The following is a 14,141-nucleotide window of genomic DNA, read 5'->3' as shown; positions in this document are numbered from 1 at the left end:
TTCCGGCCCGGTTTCCGCCGCGCGGCCCGAACGCGCTCGACACGCCCGGGTCCGCGACATCCGATCCACAGTGGACTAGCGTCGATCACGAGTTGCCGACCTCCGCGCGAGCCGCCACTTTGGAGCAGCAAATCGCGCACGCAGGAGGGTGAATGGACGTCGACGGCGTGGCCATCCTCGCCCGCGGAATCGCCGCCAGGGGCCCGGAGGGCATCGTGTTCGCCAACCTCGACCTGCGCGTCGAACCGGGCGCGCTGGCCGTGATCGCCGGGCCTTCCGGCACGGGCCGCACCTCGCTGCTGCTCGCGCTGTCCGGCAGGCTCCCGCTCGTCACCGGGCACCTGGACGTCTCCGGGCACGTGCTGCCCGCGCAGGCCAAGGCAGTGCGGCAGCTGATCCGCCCCGCGCGGCTGCGCCCCGGCTACGAGCTGGAGAACAAACACCGGGTCCGCGAGGCGATCGCGGAACGCCGCCTGATCAGCGGCGTCTCCGAGCGCGCCGTCGAAGCCGCGCTCGACCGGGTCCGGATCGCCCCGGACCGCACCGCGCTGATCGACGAACTGCACCCCGCCGAGCGGCTGCTGTTCGCGGTGGCGCTGACGATCGCCGGCTCCCCCGCCGGGATCCTCGTCGACGACGTCGACGCGGGCCTCCCCCGGGCGGCCCGCGCGCAGGTGTGGGCCGGGTTGCGCGAGGTGACCCGCACCGGGATGACGGTGCTGGCCAGCGCGACCGATCCGCCGTCCGGCGACGTCGAGGTGATCCCGCTGCCCGTCCGCGAGCCGGAACGGCCCACGAAGGTGCTCGACCGGCAGGAAGAAGAGGTCGCCCGGTGAAAGCGTTCAAGCTGGCCTGGCTGGAGCTGCGGCGCTTCCGCGGGCCGCTGCGCCGCTTCGTGCCGCTCGTGCTGATCCTGGTCCCGCTGCTGTACGGGTCGCTGTACCTGTGGTCGAACTGGGATCCCTACGGCCAGTTGAACCGGGTGCCGGTCGCGGTGGTCAACTCCGACCTGGCGGTCGACGCGCGCGGCGAGCACATCAACGCCGGTGCGCAGTTCGTCCAGCAGCTCAAGGCGACCGACACCTTCGACTGGAACTTCGTGGATTCCGCCGAGGCCCGGCACGGCCTCGTGGAAGGCCGGTACTACTTCACGATCGAGGTCCCCTCGGACTTCAGCGCGAAGCTCGCGACCGCGGCCGACCGCAACCCGGAGCGCGCCGCGCTGCAGATCGTCAAGAACGACGCCAACGGCTACATCGCCGGGATCATGGCCGACACGGTGCAGACCGAGCTGCAGAACCAGATCAACGCCGCCGCGCACGCCACCTACGCCCGCGCGCTCTACGGCGAACTCGACCAGGCGCGGGAGAAGCTGCAGCTGGCTTCGGAAGCGTCGAAGCAGCTCGTCGAGGGCACCGACCTGAGCAAGCAGGGCACCGCGGCGCTTTCCAAGGGCCTGGGCGGAGTTCGCGACGGCACCGGCCAGGTCTCGCGCGGCGTGCAGGACATCTCGGACGCCACCGCGCAGCTGAGCAAGCAGCTGTCCGGGGTCAGCAACTTCACCGCCGAGCGGCTGCCCGGCGCGGTCAACGCCCTGGTCAACGCGAGCAACATCGCGGTCAACAGCCTGAGCACGATCAAGACCACCACCGGGTTCCTCGGCCAGCGCGCCGCCGAGGGCCGCTCGGCGATCGAGGAACTCGGCAAGCGGCACCCCGAGATCGCCCAGGACGCCGCCTACCAGCGCGCCCTGGACAACGCCCAGAAGCTGGCCGATTCCGCGAGCACCGCGGACAAGGACGCCCAGCAGGCCCTGGCCACGGCGCAGGACGCCAACTCGCAGGCGCTGACGCTGCAGAACAACATGGGCCCGCTGCAGAACCAGATCCGCGCGTTCACCGCACCGGCGGACACGCTGCGCGCGGGTGTCGCGGAACTCTCCGGCGGCGCCAACGGCATCACCAACGGCCTGGACACGCTGGCGGCGAGCAGCGGGGTGCTGGAGACCGGCGCCGGGCAGCTCAACGACGGCGCGAAGAACCTGCAGGGCCTGGTCGACGACACGCTGGGCAAGATCCCGCCGACGAACCCCACCGAGGTCGCGCAGGCCGCCGACGTCCTCGGATCGCCGACCGAGATCCACACCGACAACCTGAACCCGGCGCACGTCTACGGGCGCGGGCTGGCGCCGTTCTTCTTCGCGATCGCCCTCTGGGTCTTCGGGCTGTTCGCGTACCTGCTGCTCAAGCCGGTGAACCTGCGCGCGCTCGCGGATCGCGTCGGGGCGTTCACCATCGCGTTCGCCGGTTTCCTGCCCGCGGCGGTGCTGGGCATCGTCGGCGGGCTGGTGCTGTACGCGGTGGTCGACTTCGGGCTGGGGCTCGACCCGGTGCACGTCTGGTGGACGATCGGGCTGGTCTCCCTCGCCGCGGTCGCGTTCGTGGCCATCGACCACTTCCTGCGCACCGCGCTCGGCGCGGTCGGCGACCTGCTGTCGCTGGTGCTGCTGATCATCCAGCTCACCGCGTCCGGCGGGCTGTACCCGATGGAGACCGCCCCGGCGCCGTTCCAGGCCGTGCACCCGTTCCTGCCGATGACCTACCTGGTGGACGGGCTGCGCGTGACGATCTCGGGCGGCGTCACCGAGCACCTGCTCCGCGACGTGGCGGTGCTGACGAGCTTCCTGGTCGTCTTCCTGGCCCTGACAACGCTGGTCGTCCAGCGCCAACGGGTCTGGAACATCGGCCGCCTGCACCCGCAGATCGAGCTGTAGTACCTGTTTCCAAACTCGTTCTGCGTGGCGGGGCCGGTAGCGGAACCTCAGGCGCCTTCTCGCTGTGGGATCCCCGACTCATGAATGCCAATTCACCACATCGGGACTGTCCTCGCGAGAAGACACCTGAGAACCCGCGGCGGTGCCGGTTGCGAGGGTGGGCCAAGCGGCTTCGCCGCTTCAAAGACACAACCCCGCGTTACCACACCTCACACCACGACATCCCGAACAGCCGCTGCAGAGCCGATCTCGCGGTACCGGGTCGAATTGTCATCGGGCTTCGCTAGCGTTCGGCCACATGGCACAAACTTTTGCTGCGGTGGAAATCCCGGAGTGGTGCGGCTTCTTCGACGCCGAGCAGTTCGAGGCGTTCCGCCAAGAGGTCGACGACGCTTGCGACTGCTTCGGCGCCGGAGGGCAGTACCTCGAATCGGGCTTCGTCGAGTTGGTCTCGGGGGCCTACTCCGACGGCTACGAGTTCCGGCTCGAACGGCTCGCCAAGCGGTGCGCGGAAGCACCGCGGGAGGACTGGGAGGGCATCTGCTTCGGCCAGATCGACGCGTGGAGCATGGCGGAGGCCCAGTCGGAATGGCTGGAGCAGGCATCCTTCGAGCAAGTGCGGGATCTCCTGCGGATCCACCTGTTCGACGGAAGCCCGCGCTCCGGAACAGATGAGCCGGAGGAGCCCGACGAGTCCGAGGAGTGGTTCCGGCTGCCGCTGGCCGACGGGCTCTGGATCGGGCTGGTCGTAGCGGACGCGCCATCGTCGGACGAGGACGAGCCCGAGATCGACACCCAGGTGCACAACGCGGCGGTGCACGCCTGGGGCGTGGAGCCCGAGCAGCTGGTCGAGGCGGCTCTCGCGAACCTGCGCCGGGAGGAGGAGGCCCCGGCGTGGGGTGAGATGTCCGTCGAGCTGTCCGATGAGGACGACGAGCCGGTCGCGACGATCACGGTGCTGACCGCCGAGAACGCCCCGTGGGCGCTGCTGCTCGACGAGATCGAGCCGGAGTTGGCGGAGCGCGGAGTGGTGCTGGCCGTTCCCGCGCAGGACGCCGTGCTCGTGGCGGAGGTGCCCGAGCCCGACATGCTGGACCTGGTCGTCACCGCAGTCTCGGCGGTGGCGCGCGACCACGTCGATGCGGCCGAAATCGGCTACGACATCGGCGACGGCACCTACTGGTACCAGAACGGCGAGTTCAGCAGGTTCGAGGAGCCCGAGTCGGACGACGACGAGCACGACGGCGAGGCAGAACCGGTCGGGTAGGGGCGGGCCGGCGGATGCCTCGGGCCGTGCGGTCGCCGGTGGTCGCAGCGGGCTCGTAGGCTGGCTGCATGGCTGTTGTGAAGATCAATGCGATCGAGATCCCTGAAGGTGCCGGCCCGGAGCTGGAGAAGCGGTTCGCTTCGCGGCACGGCTCGGTGGACAGCGCTCCCGGGTTCCTCGGGTTCGAGCTGCTGCGCCCGGTGAAGGGCGAGAACCGCTACTTCGTGTACACGAAGTGGGAGTCCGAGGAGGCGTTCCAGGCGTGGGCCAGCGGCCCGGCGAAGGAGGCGCACGCGGGCGAGGCCAAGAACCCGGTGGCCAGCGGGTCCAGCCTGCTGGAGTTCGAGCTCGTCCAGGAGTCCCACCCCGGCAAGTGACCGGCCGGGCAGCCGTTCCGGCTGCTCAGGACCCGTGAGTGTTCTGGGGCGCTACAACACCCCAGAACACTCACGGGCACTGACGATCAGCCGGTCAGGACGACCGTGGCGAGGATCGCGCGGTGGTCGGCGCCGGCCACGTCGATGGTGCGGAACGACTGGGGCGCGATGCCGCCGCCGGTGAGCACGTGGTCGATCGTGACCGGCGGCGGGAACCAGGCGCCCGGGCCCGGCCAGGTCGGGTGCAGGCCGTCGCCGGTGGCCGCGGCGACGTCGGTGTAGCCCTGGCCGATCAAGTACTTGAGCCGGGTGTGGTCGAGGGTGGCGTTGAAGTCGCCGACCAGCATCCGGGGCGTGCCGTCGGTGGCCGGCGCCGGCAGCTCGCGCAGCTCGCGGTCCCAGACCTCGGCCGTGCCCCGGCCCATCGGGTACAGCGGGTGCACCGCGACGATCTCGAAAGCCGGTGAGCCCGGCCGCTGCACCCGCGCCGATGGCTGGGCCAGCGTCGAATCCGGCACCAGCGACAGTTCCTGCAGCGGGTAGCGCGACGCGATCCCGGAGCCGTCCGCCTTGGGCCCCGGCTGGAACACCCGGTGCGGCAGCGTCTCGGCGAGCCCGGCGCCGTCCAGCGCGGCCACCAGCTCGGGCGTGAGTTCCTGCAGGCTCAGCACGTCGACCTGGTTCTGCCGCACGATGTCCACGACCTGCGCGGCATCCGCCCCGCCGAAGAAGCCGTTCAGCGACATCACCCGCAGCGCAACGCCCTGCGCCGGAGTCGCGTCGGGAATGGCGCGCGGCGCGACGGAGAGCACCAGGATCGCGGTCGCCAGGCCGACGACGAGCACGGTCAACCAGCGCCGCAGGATCACGGCGAGCAGCGCCAGCACGATGCCGGACAGCGCCGCGTACTGGGTCAACGCCGCCAGCGCCACCAGGTACCGGCCGCTGTCCCAGCCCGACAGCGGCAGCGTCGCCCAGGCCAGCAGGCCGATCGCGGCCAGCACCAGCAGCACCGTGACCACGCGGCCACCGGGCTTGCGCCGCGGCGGGTCGTCCCGCTCCGGCTCGACGACCAACGTCCGATCCATCCTGGCTCCCCATGTCGTCCGCGTCACCCAGCCTGTCAGCGAGCTGTGCGCGGGCTGTCAGCGTCCCCCCGGAAAGTGAAAGCATGTCATTCGCGATCCAGGCCGAGGGCCTGGTCAAACGATTCGGCTCCACCACCGCGCTGGCCGGGGTGGATCTAGCCGTGCCGGCGGGAACGATCCTCGGCGTGCTCGGTCCCAACGGTGCGGGCAAGACCACCGCGGTCCGGATCCTGGCCACATTGCTGCGGCCGGATGCGGGCACTGCGACCGTCGCGGGCTACGACGTGCTCCGCCAGCCGGTCGCGGTGCGCAGCCGCATCGGGCTCACCGGCCAGTACGCCTCGGTCGACGAGGAGCTCACCGGCATCGAGAACCTGGTGCTCATCGGCCGGTTGCTGGAAATGCCGAAGCGCGACGCCAAGGCGCGGGCGGCCGAACTGCTGGAGCGGTTCGGCCTCACCGACGCCGGCGGCCGCGCGATCAAGACCTACTCCGGCGGCATGCGGCGCCGCCTGGACCTCGCGGCGAGCCTGGTCGGCCGCCCCGAGATCCTCTACCTCGACGAGCCCACCACCGGGCTCGACCCGCGCAGCCGCAACCAGGTGTGGGACATGGTGCGCACGCTCTCCGCCGAGGGCGTGACGGTGCTGCTGACCACCCAGTACCTGGAGGAGGCCGATCAGCTGGCCGACCGGATCAACGTGATCGACCACGGCCGGGTGGTCGCCGACGGCCGCGCCGACGAGCTCAAGCGCCGCGTCGGTGGCCAGACCCTGCAGGTGCGGCCGACCGATCTGGCGAACGTGCCCGCGGTGCGCCGGATCCTCGCCGAATTGACCGGCGTCGAACCGGCCACGAACGACGACAGCGGGCTGCTGACCACGCCGGTCGACGACCCGGTGCTGCTGTCCACCCTGGTCCGCCGGCTCGACGACGCCGGGATCACCGCCGACGAGCTCGCGCTGCGCCTGCCCAGCCTGGACGAGGTGTTCCTGGCCATCACCGGCAAGGCCGCCGAGGAGGAGACCGCCGCATGACCGCCACGATCGAACGCCCGCCGGCCGCGCCGACGACCGCCTCGGAGCGCATCGGCCCGATCCGCGCGCTGCGGCACGGCCTGACGCTGGCCGGGCGCAGCATCCTCAAGATCCGCAAGTCGCCCGAGGGCCTGATCGACGTCACCATCCAGCCGATCCTGTTCCTGGTCATGTTCGTCTACCTCTTCGGCGGGGCGATCGTCGGGGACACCGGCTCCTACCTGCAGCTCACGCTGCCCGGCGTGATGGCGATGAACATGGTCTTCGCCAGCCTCGGCACCGGCTGGGCGCTCAACACCGACATCTCCAAGGGCGTGTTCGACCGGTTCCGCAGCCTGCCGGTGGCGCGGTCGGCGCCGCTGATCGGCGCGGTGCTGGGCGACATCGTGCGCTACCTGGTGGCGCTGGCCGTGCTGCTGGTCTTCGCCACCATCATGGGCTTCCGGATCCAGACCGATCCGCTGTCCGCGCTGGCCGCGATCGTGGTGGTGATCGCCTTCGCGCTGGCGATGTGCTGGATCACGGTGTTCCTCGGGATGCTGATCAAGAACCAGCAGGCGCTGCCCGGCGTGGCCATGGCGTTCATGTTCCCGCTGACCATGGGCAGCAACGTGTTCGTGCCGACCGAGACGATGCCGGGCTGGCTGCAGGCGTGGGTGACCATCAACCCGGTCACCAAGCTCGCGGACACCGCGCGCGGCCTGATGATCGGCGGGCCGGTCGCCGGGCCGTTGACGGCGACGCTGATCTGGATGGTCGCGATCGTGGCGGTGTTCTTCCCGCTGGCGATGTGGGCGTACCGCCGCCGGATGTGACCGTCGGCGCCGCACTCCGGAGCGGCGTTTCCGCAGGCAGGTGCTCGTGAGTGGTTTGGACTGCCATAGCAGTCCAAACCACTCACGACCGGAGTGACCAGCGGAAACCGGACCTCGAACGCCCTGCCCCGCAACGCGCGAATGGTGCCTGACCAGCGGTGACGACGGCGTTATCGGTGGTCGCCGGGAGGTGTCCCCGGCCGAAGCGGAATAATCCTCACGACCACCTGCGGTCGTGCCCTCCCGCGTCGGGGGCGGGAGGGACCGACCGCAGGTCCGGCAGGGCCTCCGCCCGATTCGGGGCTGACGCCCCTCAACACCCCAACGCGTCGCGGAGCTCCGCGAAGGCGTCGTCCCGCGAGAGCGCGGCTGCGCCGTCGCGCTCTTCGCGGTGCTCCTCGGCCAGCTCGCGCAGCAGCGCTCGCACTTCGGGGTCTCCTTCGTCGACCAGGCCGCGCAGCACGGTGGCGATGCCGATCAGGCGTGCCGCCCGCTGCGGCCGGCCGACGGCGAACTCCACGCGTGCCGCCTGCTCCGCGATGGTCGCGTTCAGCGGCATGTCGCGGAGTTCCAGTCCCGCGGTCAAAGCTTCGGCGAGCGACGCCCGCGCCTCGTCGAGCTCGCCTTCGTCGAGGCGCAGCCGCGCTTCGACGAGCAGTTCCATCTGCCGCAGCGGCTCCGGCGCCGTCGACGCCTCCGCCAGCGCCGCGCGCGCTGCGGCCAGGTAGTCGCGGGCCTGGTCCCGGTCGCCGGCATGCCGGGCGACCTCGGCGAGTCCGGTCAGCGCCGCGATCTGGTGGTAGAGGAACCTGTTCCGGCCGATGCGTTCGGCGCGCAGCAGGTCGGCGCGCGCCCCTTCGAGGTCGCCGCCGCGCAGCCGCTCCATGCCGATCCGCGCCAGCGCGGGCACCAGGTCCTCGGTGGCGCGCAGTTCGCGGAACGTCTCGACGGATTCCTGGAACGCCTCGATCGCGCCCTCGTGGTCGCCGCGCCGCGACCGGAACTCGGCGATGCTCGTGGTGGTCTGCGCGCTGCCCCACCGGTCGCCGATGGCGCGGAATTCGGTGCGCGCGGCGAGCATGTCCTTCTCCCCGGCGATGGGATTCCCGTTGTGCTCCGCGCCGAATCCCCGGCAGAACAGGCCGGCGGCCCGCGCCCACGGGTGCGGGTGCTGCAGCGCCCGCTCGACACATCTGTCCAATTCGGACTGTTCGCGGATCAGCAGCCACCCGATCGGTTCCATCACCGACGCCCACAGGTAGCGGAAGCGCGCGCCGGTGTCGCGGACAGCGGTCACCGCGGCGCGCAGGCGCTCGGCCCAGTCCGGGGCGGAGTCGACGGCCATCACCAGCATCAGGTCGACGATCGCCCGGCTCTCCGGCGGCGCCGCGCCCGGCAGGGCGGCCACCTCTTCCAGCCGGCCCTTCAGCTCGTCGTGCTGCGCGGACATCGACCAGTACCAGCTCAGCGCCGCGCTCAACCGGAATCCCCGGTCCGCGTCGCCGGACTCCGTCGCCCAGTGCAGCGCGGCGATGATGTTGTCGTGGTCGGCGTCCAGCCGGTTCAGCCAGTCGATCTGCTCCGCTTCGTGCAGCCGGGGCGCGGCGGATTCGGCGAACTCGACGAAGTACGTCGCGTGCGAGCTGCGCAGGGCGTCCTTCTCCCCGTCCGCGGCGAGCTTCTCGGCGCAGAACGCGCGCACCGTCTCCAGCATCCGGTACCGCATGCCCAGTTCCGAATCGACCGCCTCCACCAGGGACTTCTCCACCAGCGAGACCAGCACGTAGGACACGTCCGCGGCAGGCATCCCGGTGTCGGCGCACACCGCGGAGATCGCGTCGGCCGAGGCGTTCCCGGCGAACACCGACATCCGCCTGGCCAGCACCTGCTCCGGCTCGGTCAGCAGGTCCCAGCTCCACTCCACCACCGCGCGCAGCGTCCGGTGCCGCGGCATGGCGGTGCGATTTCCGCTGGTGAGCAACCGGAATCGGTCGTCGAGCCGGTCGGCGACCTGCCGGACGCTCATGGCTCGCAGCCGGGCCGCCGCCAGCTCGATCGCCAGCGGCATGCCGTCCAGCCGACGGCAGATCTCCACCACGTCGCGGGTGTTGCCGTCGTCGAGCGCGAAACCGGGCCGGGCGGCGGCCGCCCGATCCACGAACAACCGCACCGCCGCGGCCTCCGGCGCCGCGTCCTCGGCTTCCGGCAGCTCCAACGGCCCGACCGGCAGCAGTCGCTCGCCGGTGAGCGCCAACGGCTCCCGGCTGGTCGCCACGACCCGCAGCTGCGGAGCCCGGCTCAGCACCTCCTGCACGAACTCGGCGGCGGCCTCGATCACCTGCTCGCAGTTGTCCAGCACCAGCAGCGCCGGCTCCGCCGAGAACAGGTCCGCCGCCCGGTTCACCGCGTGCTTCATCGGCGATTCCAGCAGCCGGGTCTCGCGCACCCCGAGCGCGGCGAGCACCGCCGCCGTCACGTCCTGCCCGTCCCGCACCGGCGCGAGCTCGACGAACCACACCCGCCGATCCGACATCCCGGCGGCGGTCTCGACCGCCAGCCGCGTCTTCCCCGCGCCGCCGGGACCGAACAGGGTGACCAGCCGGGAATCCGCCAGCTCCGCGCGAACCCGCTCGATCTCCCGCTCCCGGCCGACGAAACTGCTCAACCGGGTCGGCAGCACCGGCCGGATCGGCTCCCACCGCAGCTCATCGCGCGAATCCGGCTCCGGCCGCGGCGCCGGACGCGGCGCCAGGCCGGGATCGCCGCGCAGCAGCGCGACCTGCAGATCCCGGAGCTCTTGCGACGGCGACACCCCGAGCTCCTGGTCCAAGCGTCGCCGCAATGCCTCATAAGCGGCAAGCGCATCGGCCTGCCTGCCGCTCGCGTAGAGCGCGCGAACGCGCAGCGCCGTGAGCCGCTCGCGCAGCGGAAAACGCGCGCAAAGCCCCTCCAGCTCGGGCACCAGATCGGCATGCCGACCGGCACCGAGATCGGCCTCCGCCCGGTCCTCGACCGCGGCGATGCGCAGCTCCCCCAACCGCGCCGCCTGCGCCTCGGCGAACGGCGCGTCGACGAAGTCGACGAGCGCATCCCCCTGCCACAACTCCAGCGCCTCGCGGAGCGTGGCAGCGGCAGCATCGTGCCGGCCGCTGCGGAGCAGGCGGCGCCCCTCTGCCGCGAGCGCGGCGAAGCGGATGGCGTCGACGTCGTCGGGATCCACCAAGAGGGCGTAGCCCGACTGGTCGGAGCGCAAGGACAGCTCGCCCGCGAGCGCGCGGCGCGCGCGAGACACCAGCGACTGGAGCGCGTTCAGCGCGCCGGCCGGCTGGGCGGAGCCCCAGAGGTCGGCGATGAGGAGCTCGGTGGAGACGGTGCGGCCGGCGTCGAGCGCGAGTCGCGCGAGGAGCATCCGCACCCGGAGGCCGCCGACCGCTATCGCCCGACCGTCGGGTGCGTTCAGCCGAAAGGGCCCCAGCAACGCCACGCGCACCGCACCAGCTTCGCAGAAGGGGCCGACCCGATGCCCGTCATTTCGGGCGTTCCGCACGGCGAAACCCGGGAGATCACCGGCCGTCCGGCAGGGCGCATCCCGCCGGCACCGGGGGAAGATCGAAGCCCTTTTTGCCTGGTTCATCGCGTTCCGATTTCAGGCAAAGCCGGAAACCTCCCGGGCGCGAATTATGGGGTAGATCACCTCCCGTCGGGCCGGAGTGCCGCCGCGGGCTGGAATCATGGAAGAAACGGACATACCACCGATCATGTTCCGCCGGCACGGCTCGCACGCCGACGTGCTCCACACCGTCCGGGCGGGGCGCTACCCGGAGCCGCTCGAATGGATCTGACGATCTTGGCCGCCACCTCCGCCGAACCGACCGGCTTCGCCGCCTGGGTGATCTCCGTGATGGAGGCCCTCGGCGGCCCGGGAGCGGGAATGATCGTCGCCCTGGAGAACCTCTTCCCGCCGATCCCGTCCGAGGTGATCCTGCCGCTGGCGGGATTCACCGCCAGCCAGGGCAACATGTCCGTGATCGGCGCGATCCTGTGGACGACGCTCGGCTCGCTGATCGGCGCGCTGGCGCTCTACGGCATCGGCGCGACGCTGGGCCGCGACCGCACCCGCGCCATCGCCGCCAAGATCCCGCTGGTGAAGATCTCCGACATCGACCGGACCGAGGCGTGGTTCGCCAAGCACGGCATCAAGGCGGTCTTCTTCGGCCGGATGATCCCGCTGTTCCGCAGCTTCATCTCGCTCCCGGCCGGCGTCGAACGCATGCGCCTGGCCACGTTCGCCCTGTTCACCACGCTCGGCAGCCTGATCTGGAACACCGTCTTCGTGCTGGCGGGCTACCTGCTGGGGCAGAGCTGGTACCTCGTCGAGGAGTACGCGGGGCTGTTCTCCCGCGCGGTCCTGATCACGGCGATCCTGACGGTCGCGGCGTTCATCGCGATCCGCATCCGCAACAACCGCCGCGAACGCCAGCTCTCGGAAGCCCCCACGGTCCGCCTCGCCCGGGTGACCGCCGAGGCCCCGACCGAGGAGATCCGCCGCATCCGCTGACCAGCGCCGGGCACGATTTCGCGAGTGCTCGCCCCGGGTGAGCCCAGCGGCAGACGACTGCGCCGCATCACGATCGGCGCGTCGTGGCCGCTGGAGCGTCACCCCGGGGTCAGCGGAAGTCCGACGCGTGGTCGGCGGCCCACTGGGCGAAGGGGCGGGCCGGACGGCCGGTCAGGACCTCCACCGTGTTCACCACCGGCAACGGGCGGCCGTCCTGGCCCGCGAGGTAGCGCAGGAGGGTGTCGGCGAGGTGCCCCATCCCGTGCTCGGACATCGCCGCGCGGTACTCGTCCGGGCTCTGCGGCACGAACTCGACGGGGCAGCCGATCGCTTCCCCGATCGCCTCGGCCTGCTCGCGCTGCGTGATCGACTGCGGCCCGCTCAGCGGGTAGGCCCTGCCCTCGTGGCCGGGCTCGGTCAGCGCTCGCACTGCCGCGGCCGCGATGTCCGCTTCGTGGATAAGGTCGGCGTGCGAGTCGGGGTACGGCGCCGCCACGATGCCTCGGGCGCGGATCGACCCGGCCCACGCCAGGGTGTTCGTGGCGAAGCCGCCCGGCCGCAGGAAGGTCCAGGCCAGCCCGGAGTCGAGCACCGCCCGCTCGGCCGACGCGTGCAGCCCGATCAGCGGGTCGTCGGGGTCGCCCGGGGTCGTGACGACGTTGGCCGACAGCAGCACGACGTGCTCGACACCGGCGGCCCGGGCGGCGTCCAGGAAGCCGCCCACCCCACCGCGATCGGCGTAGAGGAACACCGCGGACACCCCGTCCAGCACCGACTCCGGCGGTTCGGCGAGGTCGCCGCGGACCACCTCGACCTGCTCCGGCAGCCGGGTGGCGGCGGGATCGCGGCTGATCACCCGCGGCTTCTCCCCGGCGCTCAGCAGCTGCTCGACCACGCTGCGCGCCACGCTGCCGCGTCCTCCGGTCACCAGGATCGTCATCTGATCTCCCTTCCAGCGATGTGCCACCACGATCGCCGCAGCGGCGGGCGCGCGGGAGAGACCGGTCGAACCTAGGTCTGGCGATCCCAGTTCCGGAGGTCCTGCAGCGCCTTCCCGGTGGGCGAGCCCTCGGGGGCGGTGAAGAACATCAGCCGCTGGTCGACCTCGGGGATCAGCAGGACCTCGCAGTCCAGCTCCAGCTCGCCGAAGACCGGATGCACGCCGCGCTTCGGCGTGCTGCGCTGCACCTGGACCTCGTGCGCGGCCCACATCTCGGCGAAGGCGGGGTTCCGCTCGCCCAGCTCGTCGACCAGCGCGCGAACGCCGGGATCGCCCGGGTAGCGGCCGGCGGCGCGCACGCTCGCCACGCACGACTCGGCGAACCGCCGCCCGTGCCCCGTCTCCAGCACCGACGGCTGGTGGCAGAACATCCACCAGAGCATGTTTCGCTCCTCCTCCGACCGGCGGCCGAAGTCGCCCATCAGGCCCACCGCCATCCGGTTCCAGGCGAGGATGTCGTACTTCACGTCGAGCACCAGCGCGGGAACGTCGTCGAACCGCTCCAGCAGCCGCAGCACGCTCGCCGGGACCTCCCGCGACGACACGACCGACGGGGCCTCGCCCACCAGGCGGAACAGGTAGTTCCGCTCGTCGCCGGACAGCCGCAGAGCGTCGGCGAGCGCGTTGAGCACCTGCCGGGACGGGCGCGGCCCACGCCCCTGCTCCATGCGGATGTAGTAGTCCACGGAGATCCCGGCGAGCAGCGCGACCTCCTCCCGCCGCAACCCGGGCGTCCGGCGGCCGCTGCGCGCCTCCAACCCGACATCCGCGGGCCCGATGCGGGACCGCCGGTCCCGGAGGAACTCCGCCAGTTCAGCCCGCACCCGAACTCCTCCACAACTCCAGGACCACCGTCTCCGCAGGCCAGCGGCCCGTGAGCGTATTGGGGTGCCATGGCGCCCCAAAGCACTCACGGGCCCCAACGCCAGCGGAACGGCTCTCGAACGCTCACGAGCCCCAACGCAGAAGGCCCCGCGCGTGGAGCGCGGGGCCTTCTGGGTCTTGCGTCAGGCGGACTCGGAGTCCGTGCCCTCGGACTTCTCATCGGAGGCGGCCGAGACCGCGACCGGCGGGGCGTCCGGGACCAGCGACGGCTTCTGCTCGCCGCGGAAGGTGAAGTGCGCCTTGTCATCGGCGCCTTCGCCCTCCCAGCCCTCGACGTCCACGATCACGATCTGACCGGGCTGGATCTCGCCGAACAGGATCTTCTCGGACAGCTTGTCCTC

General features: G+C 71.5%; 11 protein-coding genes and 1 pseudogene. 7 read left to right on the top strand and 5 right to left on the bottom strand.

Going from position 1 to position 14,141, the window contains the following annotated elements; translation table 11 throughout:
• Nucleotides 1-152 precede the first annotated feature (152 nt).
• From AC07FN_RS21140 to AC07FN_RS21125, 4 genes are all read left to right on the top strand, one after another.
• Nucleotides 153-836 (top strand): ATP-binding cassette domain-containing protein, encoded by a 684-nt coding sequence (locus tag AC07FN_RS21140; RefSeq protein WP_478397135.1) that lies wholly within the window; start codon nucleotides 153-155, stop codon nucleotides 834-836.
• Entirely contained in the window at nucleotides 833-2,773 is a 1,941-nt protein-coding gene (locus tag AC07FN_RS21135) for a YhgE/Pip family protein (RefSeq protein ID WP_478397134.1), read from the top strand. Before AC07FN_RS21140 ends, AC07FN_RS21135 begins: the two co-directional genes overlap by 4 nt.
• A 298-nt stretch (nucleotides 2,774-3,071) precedes the next feature.
• The gene (locus tag AC07FN_RS21130; RefSeq protein WP_478397133.1) at nucleotides 3,072-4,040 is read left to right on the top strand and encodes a DUF1444 domain-containing protein; all 969 of its coding nucleotides are present in this window, start codon (nucleotides 3,072-3,074) and stop codon (nucleotides 4,038-4,040) included.
• A gap of 68 nt (nucleotides 4,041-4,108) precedes the next feature.
• A complete protein-coding gene (locus AC07FN_RS21125; protein WP_093267950.1) occupies nucleotides 4,109-4,417 on the top strand; it encodes an antibiotic biosynthesis monooxygenase family protein in 309 nt (102 codons plus the stop codon).
• A gap of 86 nt (nucleotides 4,418-4,503) precedes the next feature.
• On the opposite strand, the gene AC07FN_RS21120 is transcribed toward AC07FN_RS21125, so the two are convergent.
• Nucleotides 4,504-5,505 (bottom strand): endonuclease/exonuclease/phosphatase family protein, encoded by a 1,002-nt coding sequence (locus AC07FN_RS21120; protein WP_478397132.1) that lies wholly within the window; start codon nucleotides 5,503-5,505, stop codon nucleotides 4,504-4,506.
• An 83-nt stretch (nucleotides 5,506-5,588) separates the two neighbouring features.
• On the opposite strand from AC07FN_RS21120, the gene AC07FN_RS21115 reads away from it, so the two are divergent.
• Together AC07FN_RS21115 and AC07FN_RS21110 are read left to right on the top strand one after the other, a co-directional pair.
• On the top strand, nucleotides 5,589-6,542 hold the full coding sequence (locus AC07FN_RS21115) for an ATP-binding cassette domain-containing protein (protein ID WP_478397131.1): 954 nt from the start codon (nucleotides 5,589-5,591) through the stop codon (nucleotides 6,540-6,542).
• Nucleotides 6,539-7,357, top strand: a complete 819-nt coding sequence (locus tag AC07FN_RS21110; protein ID WP_478397130.1) for an ABC transporter permease — start codon at nucleotides 6,539-6,541, stop codon at nucleotides 7,355-7,357. Before AC07FN_RS21115 ends, AC07FN_RS21110 begins: the two co-directional genes overlap by 4 nt.
• A 313-nt stretch (nucleotides 7,358-7,670) precedes the next feature.
• Here AC07FN_RS21110 and AC07FN_RS21105 read toward each other — a convergent pair whose 3' ends face one another.
• On the bottom strand, nucleotides 7,671-10,847 hold the full coding sequence (locus AC07FN_RS21105; protein WP_478397129.1) for a BTAD domain-containing putative transcriptional regulator: 3,177 nt from the start codon (nucleotides 10,845-10,847) through the stop codon (nucleotides 7,671-7,673).
• A 342-nt stretch (nucleotides 10,848-11,189) separates the two neighbouring features.
• Between AC07FN_RS21105 and AC07FN_RS21100 the strand changes: the two genes are divergently transcribed.
• Nucleotides 11,190-11,915, top strand: a complete 726-nt coding sequence (locus AC07FN_RS21100; RefSeq protein ID WP_478397128.1) for a DedA family protein — start codon at nucleotides 11,190-11,192, stop codon at nucleotides 11,913-11,915.
• A 109-nt stretch (nucleotides 11,916-12,024) separates the two neighbouring features.
• Here the strand turns inward: AC07FN_RS21100 and AC07FN_RS21095 are convergent, their stop codons facing one another.
• The 3 genes and pseudogenes from AC07FN_RS21095 to AC07FN_RS21085 all read right to left on the bottom strand — a co-directional run.
• The gene (locus AC07FN_RS21095) at nucleotides 12,025-12,855 is read right to left on the bottom strand and encodes an NAD(P)H-binding protein (RefSeq protein WP_478397127.1); all 831 of its coding nucleotides are present in this window, start codon (nucleotides 12,853-12,855) and stop codon (nucleotides 12,025-12,027) included.
• 71 nt (nucleotides 12,856-12,926) lie between these two features.
• The gene (locus AC07FN_RS21090; RefSeq protein WP_478397126.1) at nucleotides 12,927-13,739 is read right to left on the bottom strand and encodes a helix-turn-helix transcriptional regulator; all 813 of its coding nucleotides are present in this window, start codon (nucleotides 13,737-13,739) and stop codon (nucleotides 12,927-12,929) included.
• 183 nt (nucleotides 13,740-13,922) lie between these two features.
• Nucleotides 13,923-14,141 (bottom strand): annotated as a pseudogene (locus tag AC07FN_RS21085) (hypothetical protein); the annotation flags it as partial.

It is taken from the genome of Saccharopolyspora sp. NPDC045941 (assembly GCF_056431445.1).
Note: the sequence above shows the minus strand (reverse complement) of the source record. Positions and strands in the feature narration are given on the sequence as shown.

Excerpts from the sequence above, each read along its gene's own strand:
- AC07FN_RS21140 (WP_478397135.1), top strand. The coding sequence starts at position 153 with ATGGACGTCGACGGCGTGGCCATCCTCGCCCGCGGAATCGCCGCCAGG.
- AC07FN_RS21130 (WP_478397133.1), top strand. The coding sequence starts at position 3,072 with ATGGCACAAACTTTTGCTGCGGTGGAAATCCCGGAGTGGTGCGGCTTC.
- AC07FN_RS21125 (WP_093267950.1), top strand. The coding sequence starts at position 4,109 with ATGGCTGTTGTGAAGATCAATGCGATCGAGATCCCTGAAGGTGCCGGC.
- AC07FN_RS21120 (WP_478397132.1), bottom strand. The coding sequence starts at position 5,505 with ATGGATCGGACGTTGGTCGTCGAGCCGGAGCGGGACGACCCGCCGCGG.
- AC07FN_RS21115 (WP_478397131.1), top strand. The coding sequence starts at position 5,589 with ATGTCATTCGCGATCCAGGCCGAGGGCCTGGTCAAACGATTCGGCTCC.
- AC07FN_RS21110 (WP_478397130.1), top strand. The coding sequence starts at position 6,539 with ATGACCGCCACGATCGAACGCCCGCCGGCCGCGCCGACGACCGCCTCG.
- AC07FN_RS21100 (WP_478397128.1), top strand. The coding sequence starts at position 11,190 with ATGGATCTGACGATCTTGGCCGCCACCTCCGCCGAACCGACCGGCTTC.
- AC07FN_RS21095 (WP_478397127.1), bottom strand. The coding sequence starts at position 12,855 with ATGACGATCCTGGTGACCGGAGGACGCGGCAGCGTGGCGCGCAGCGTG.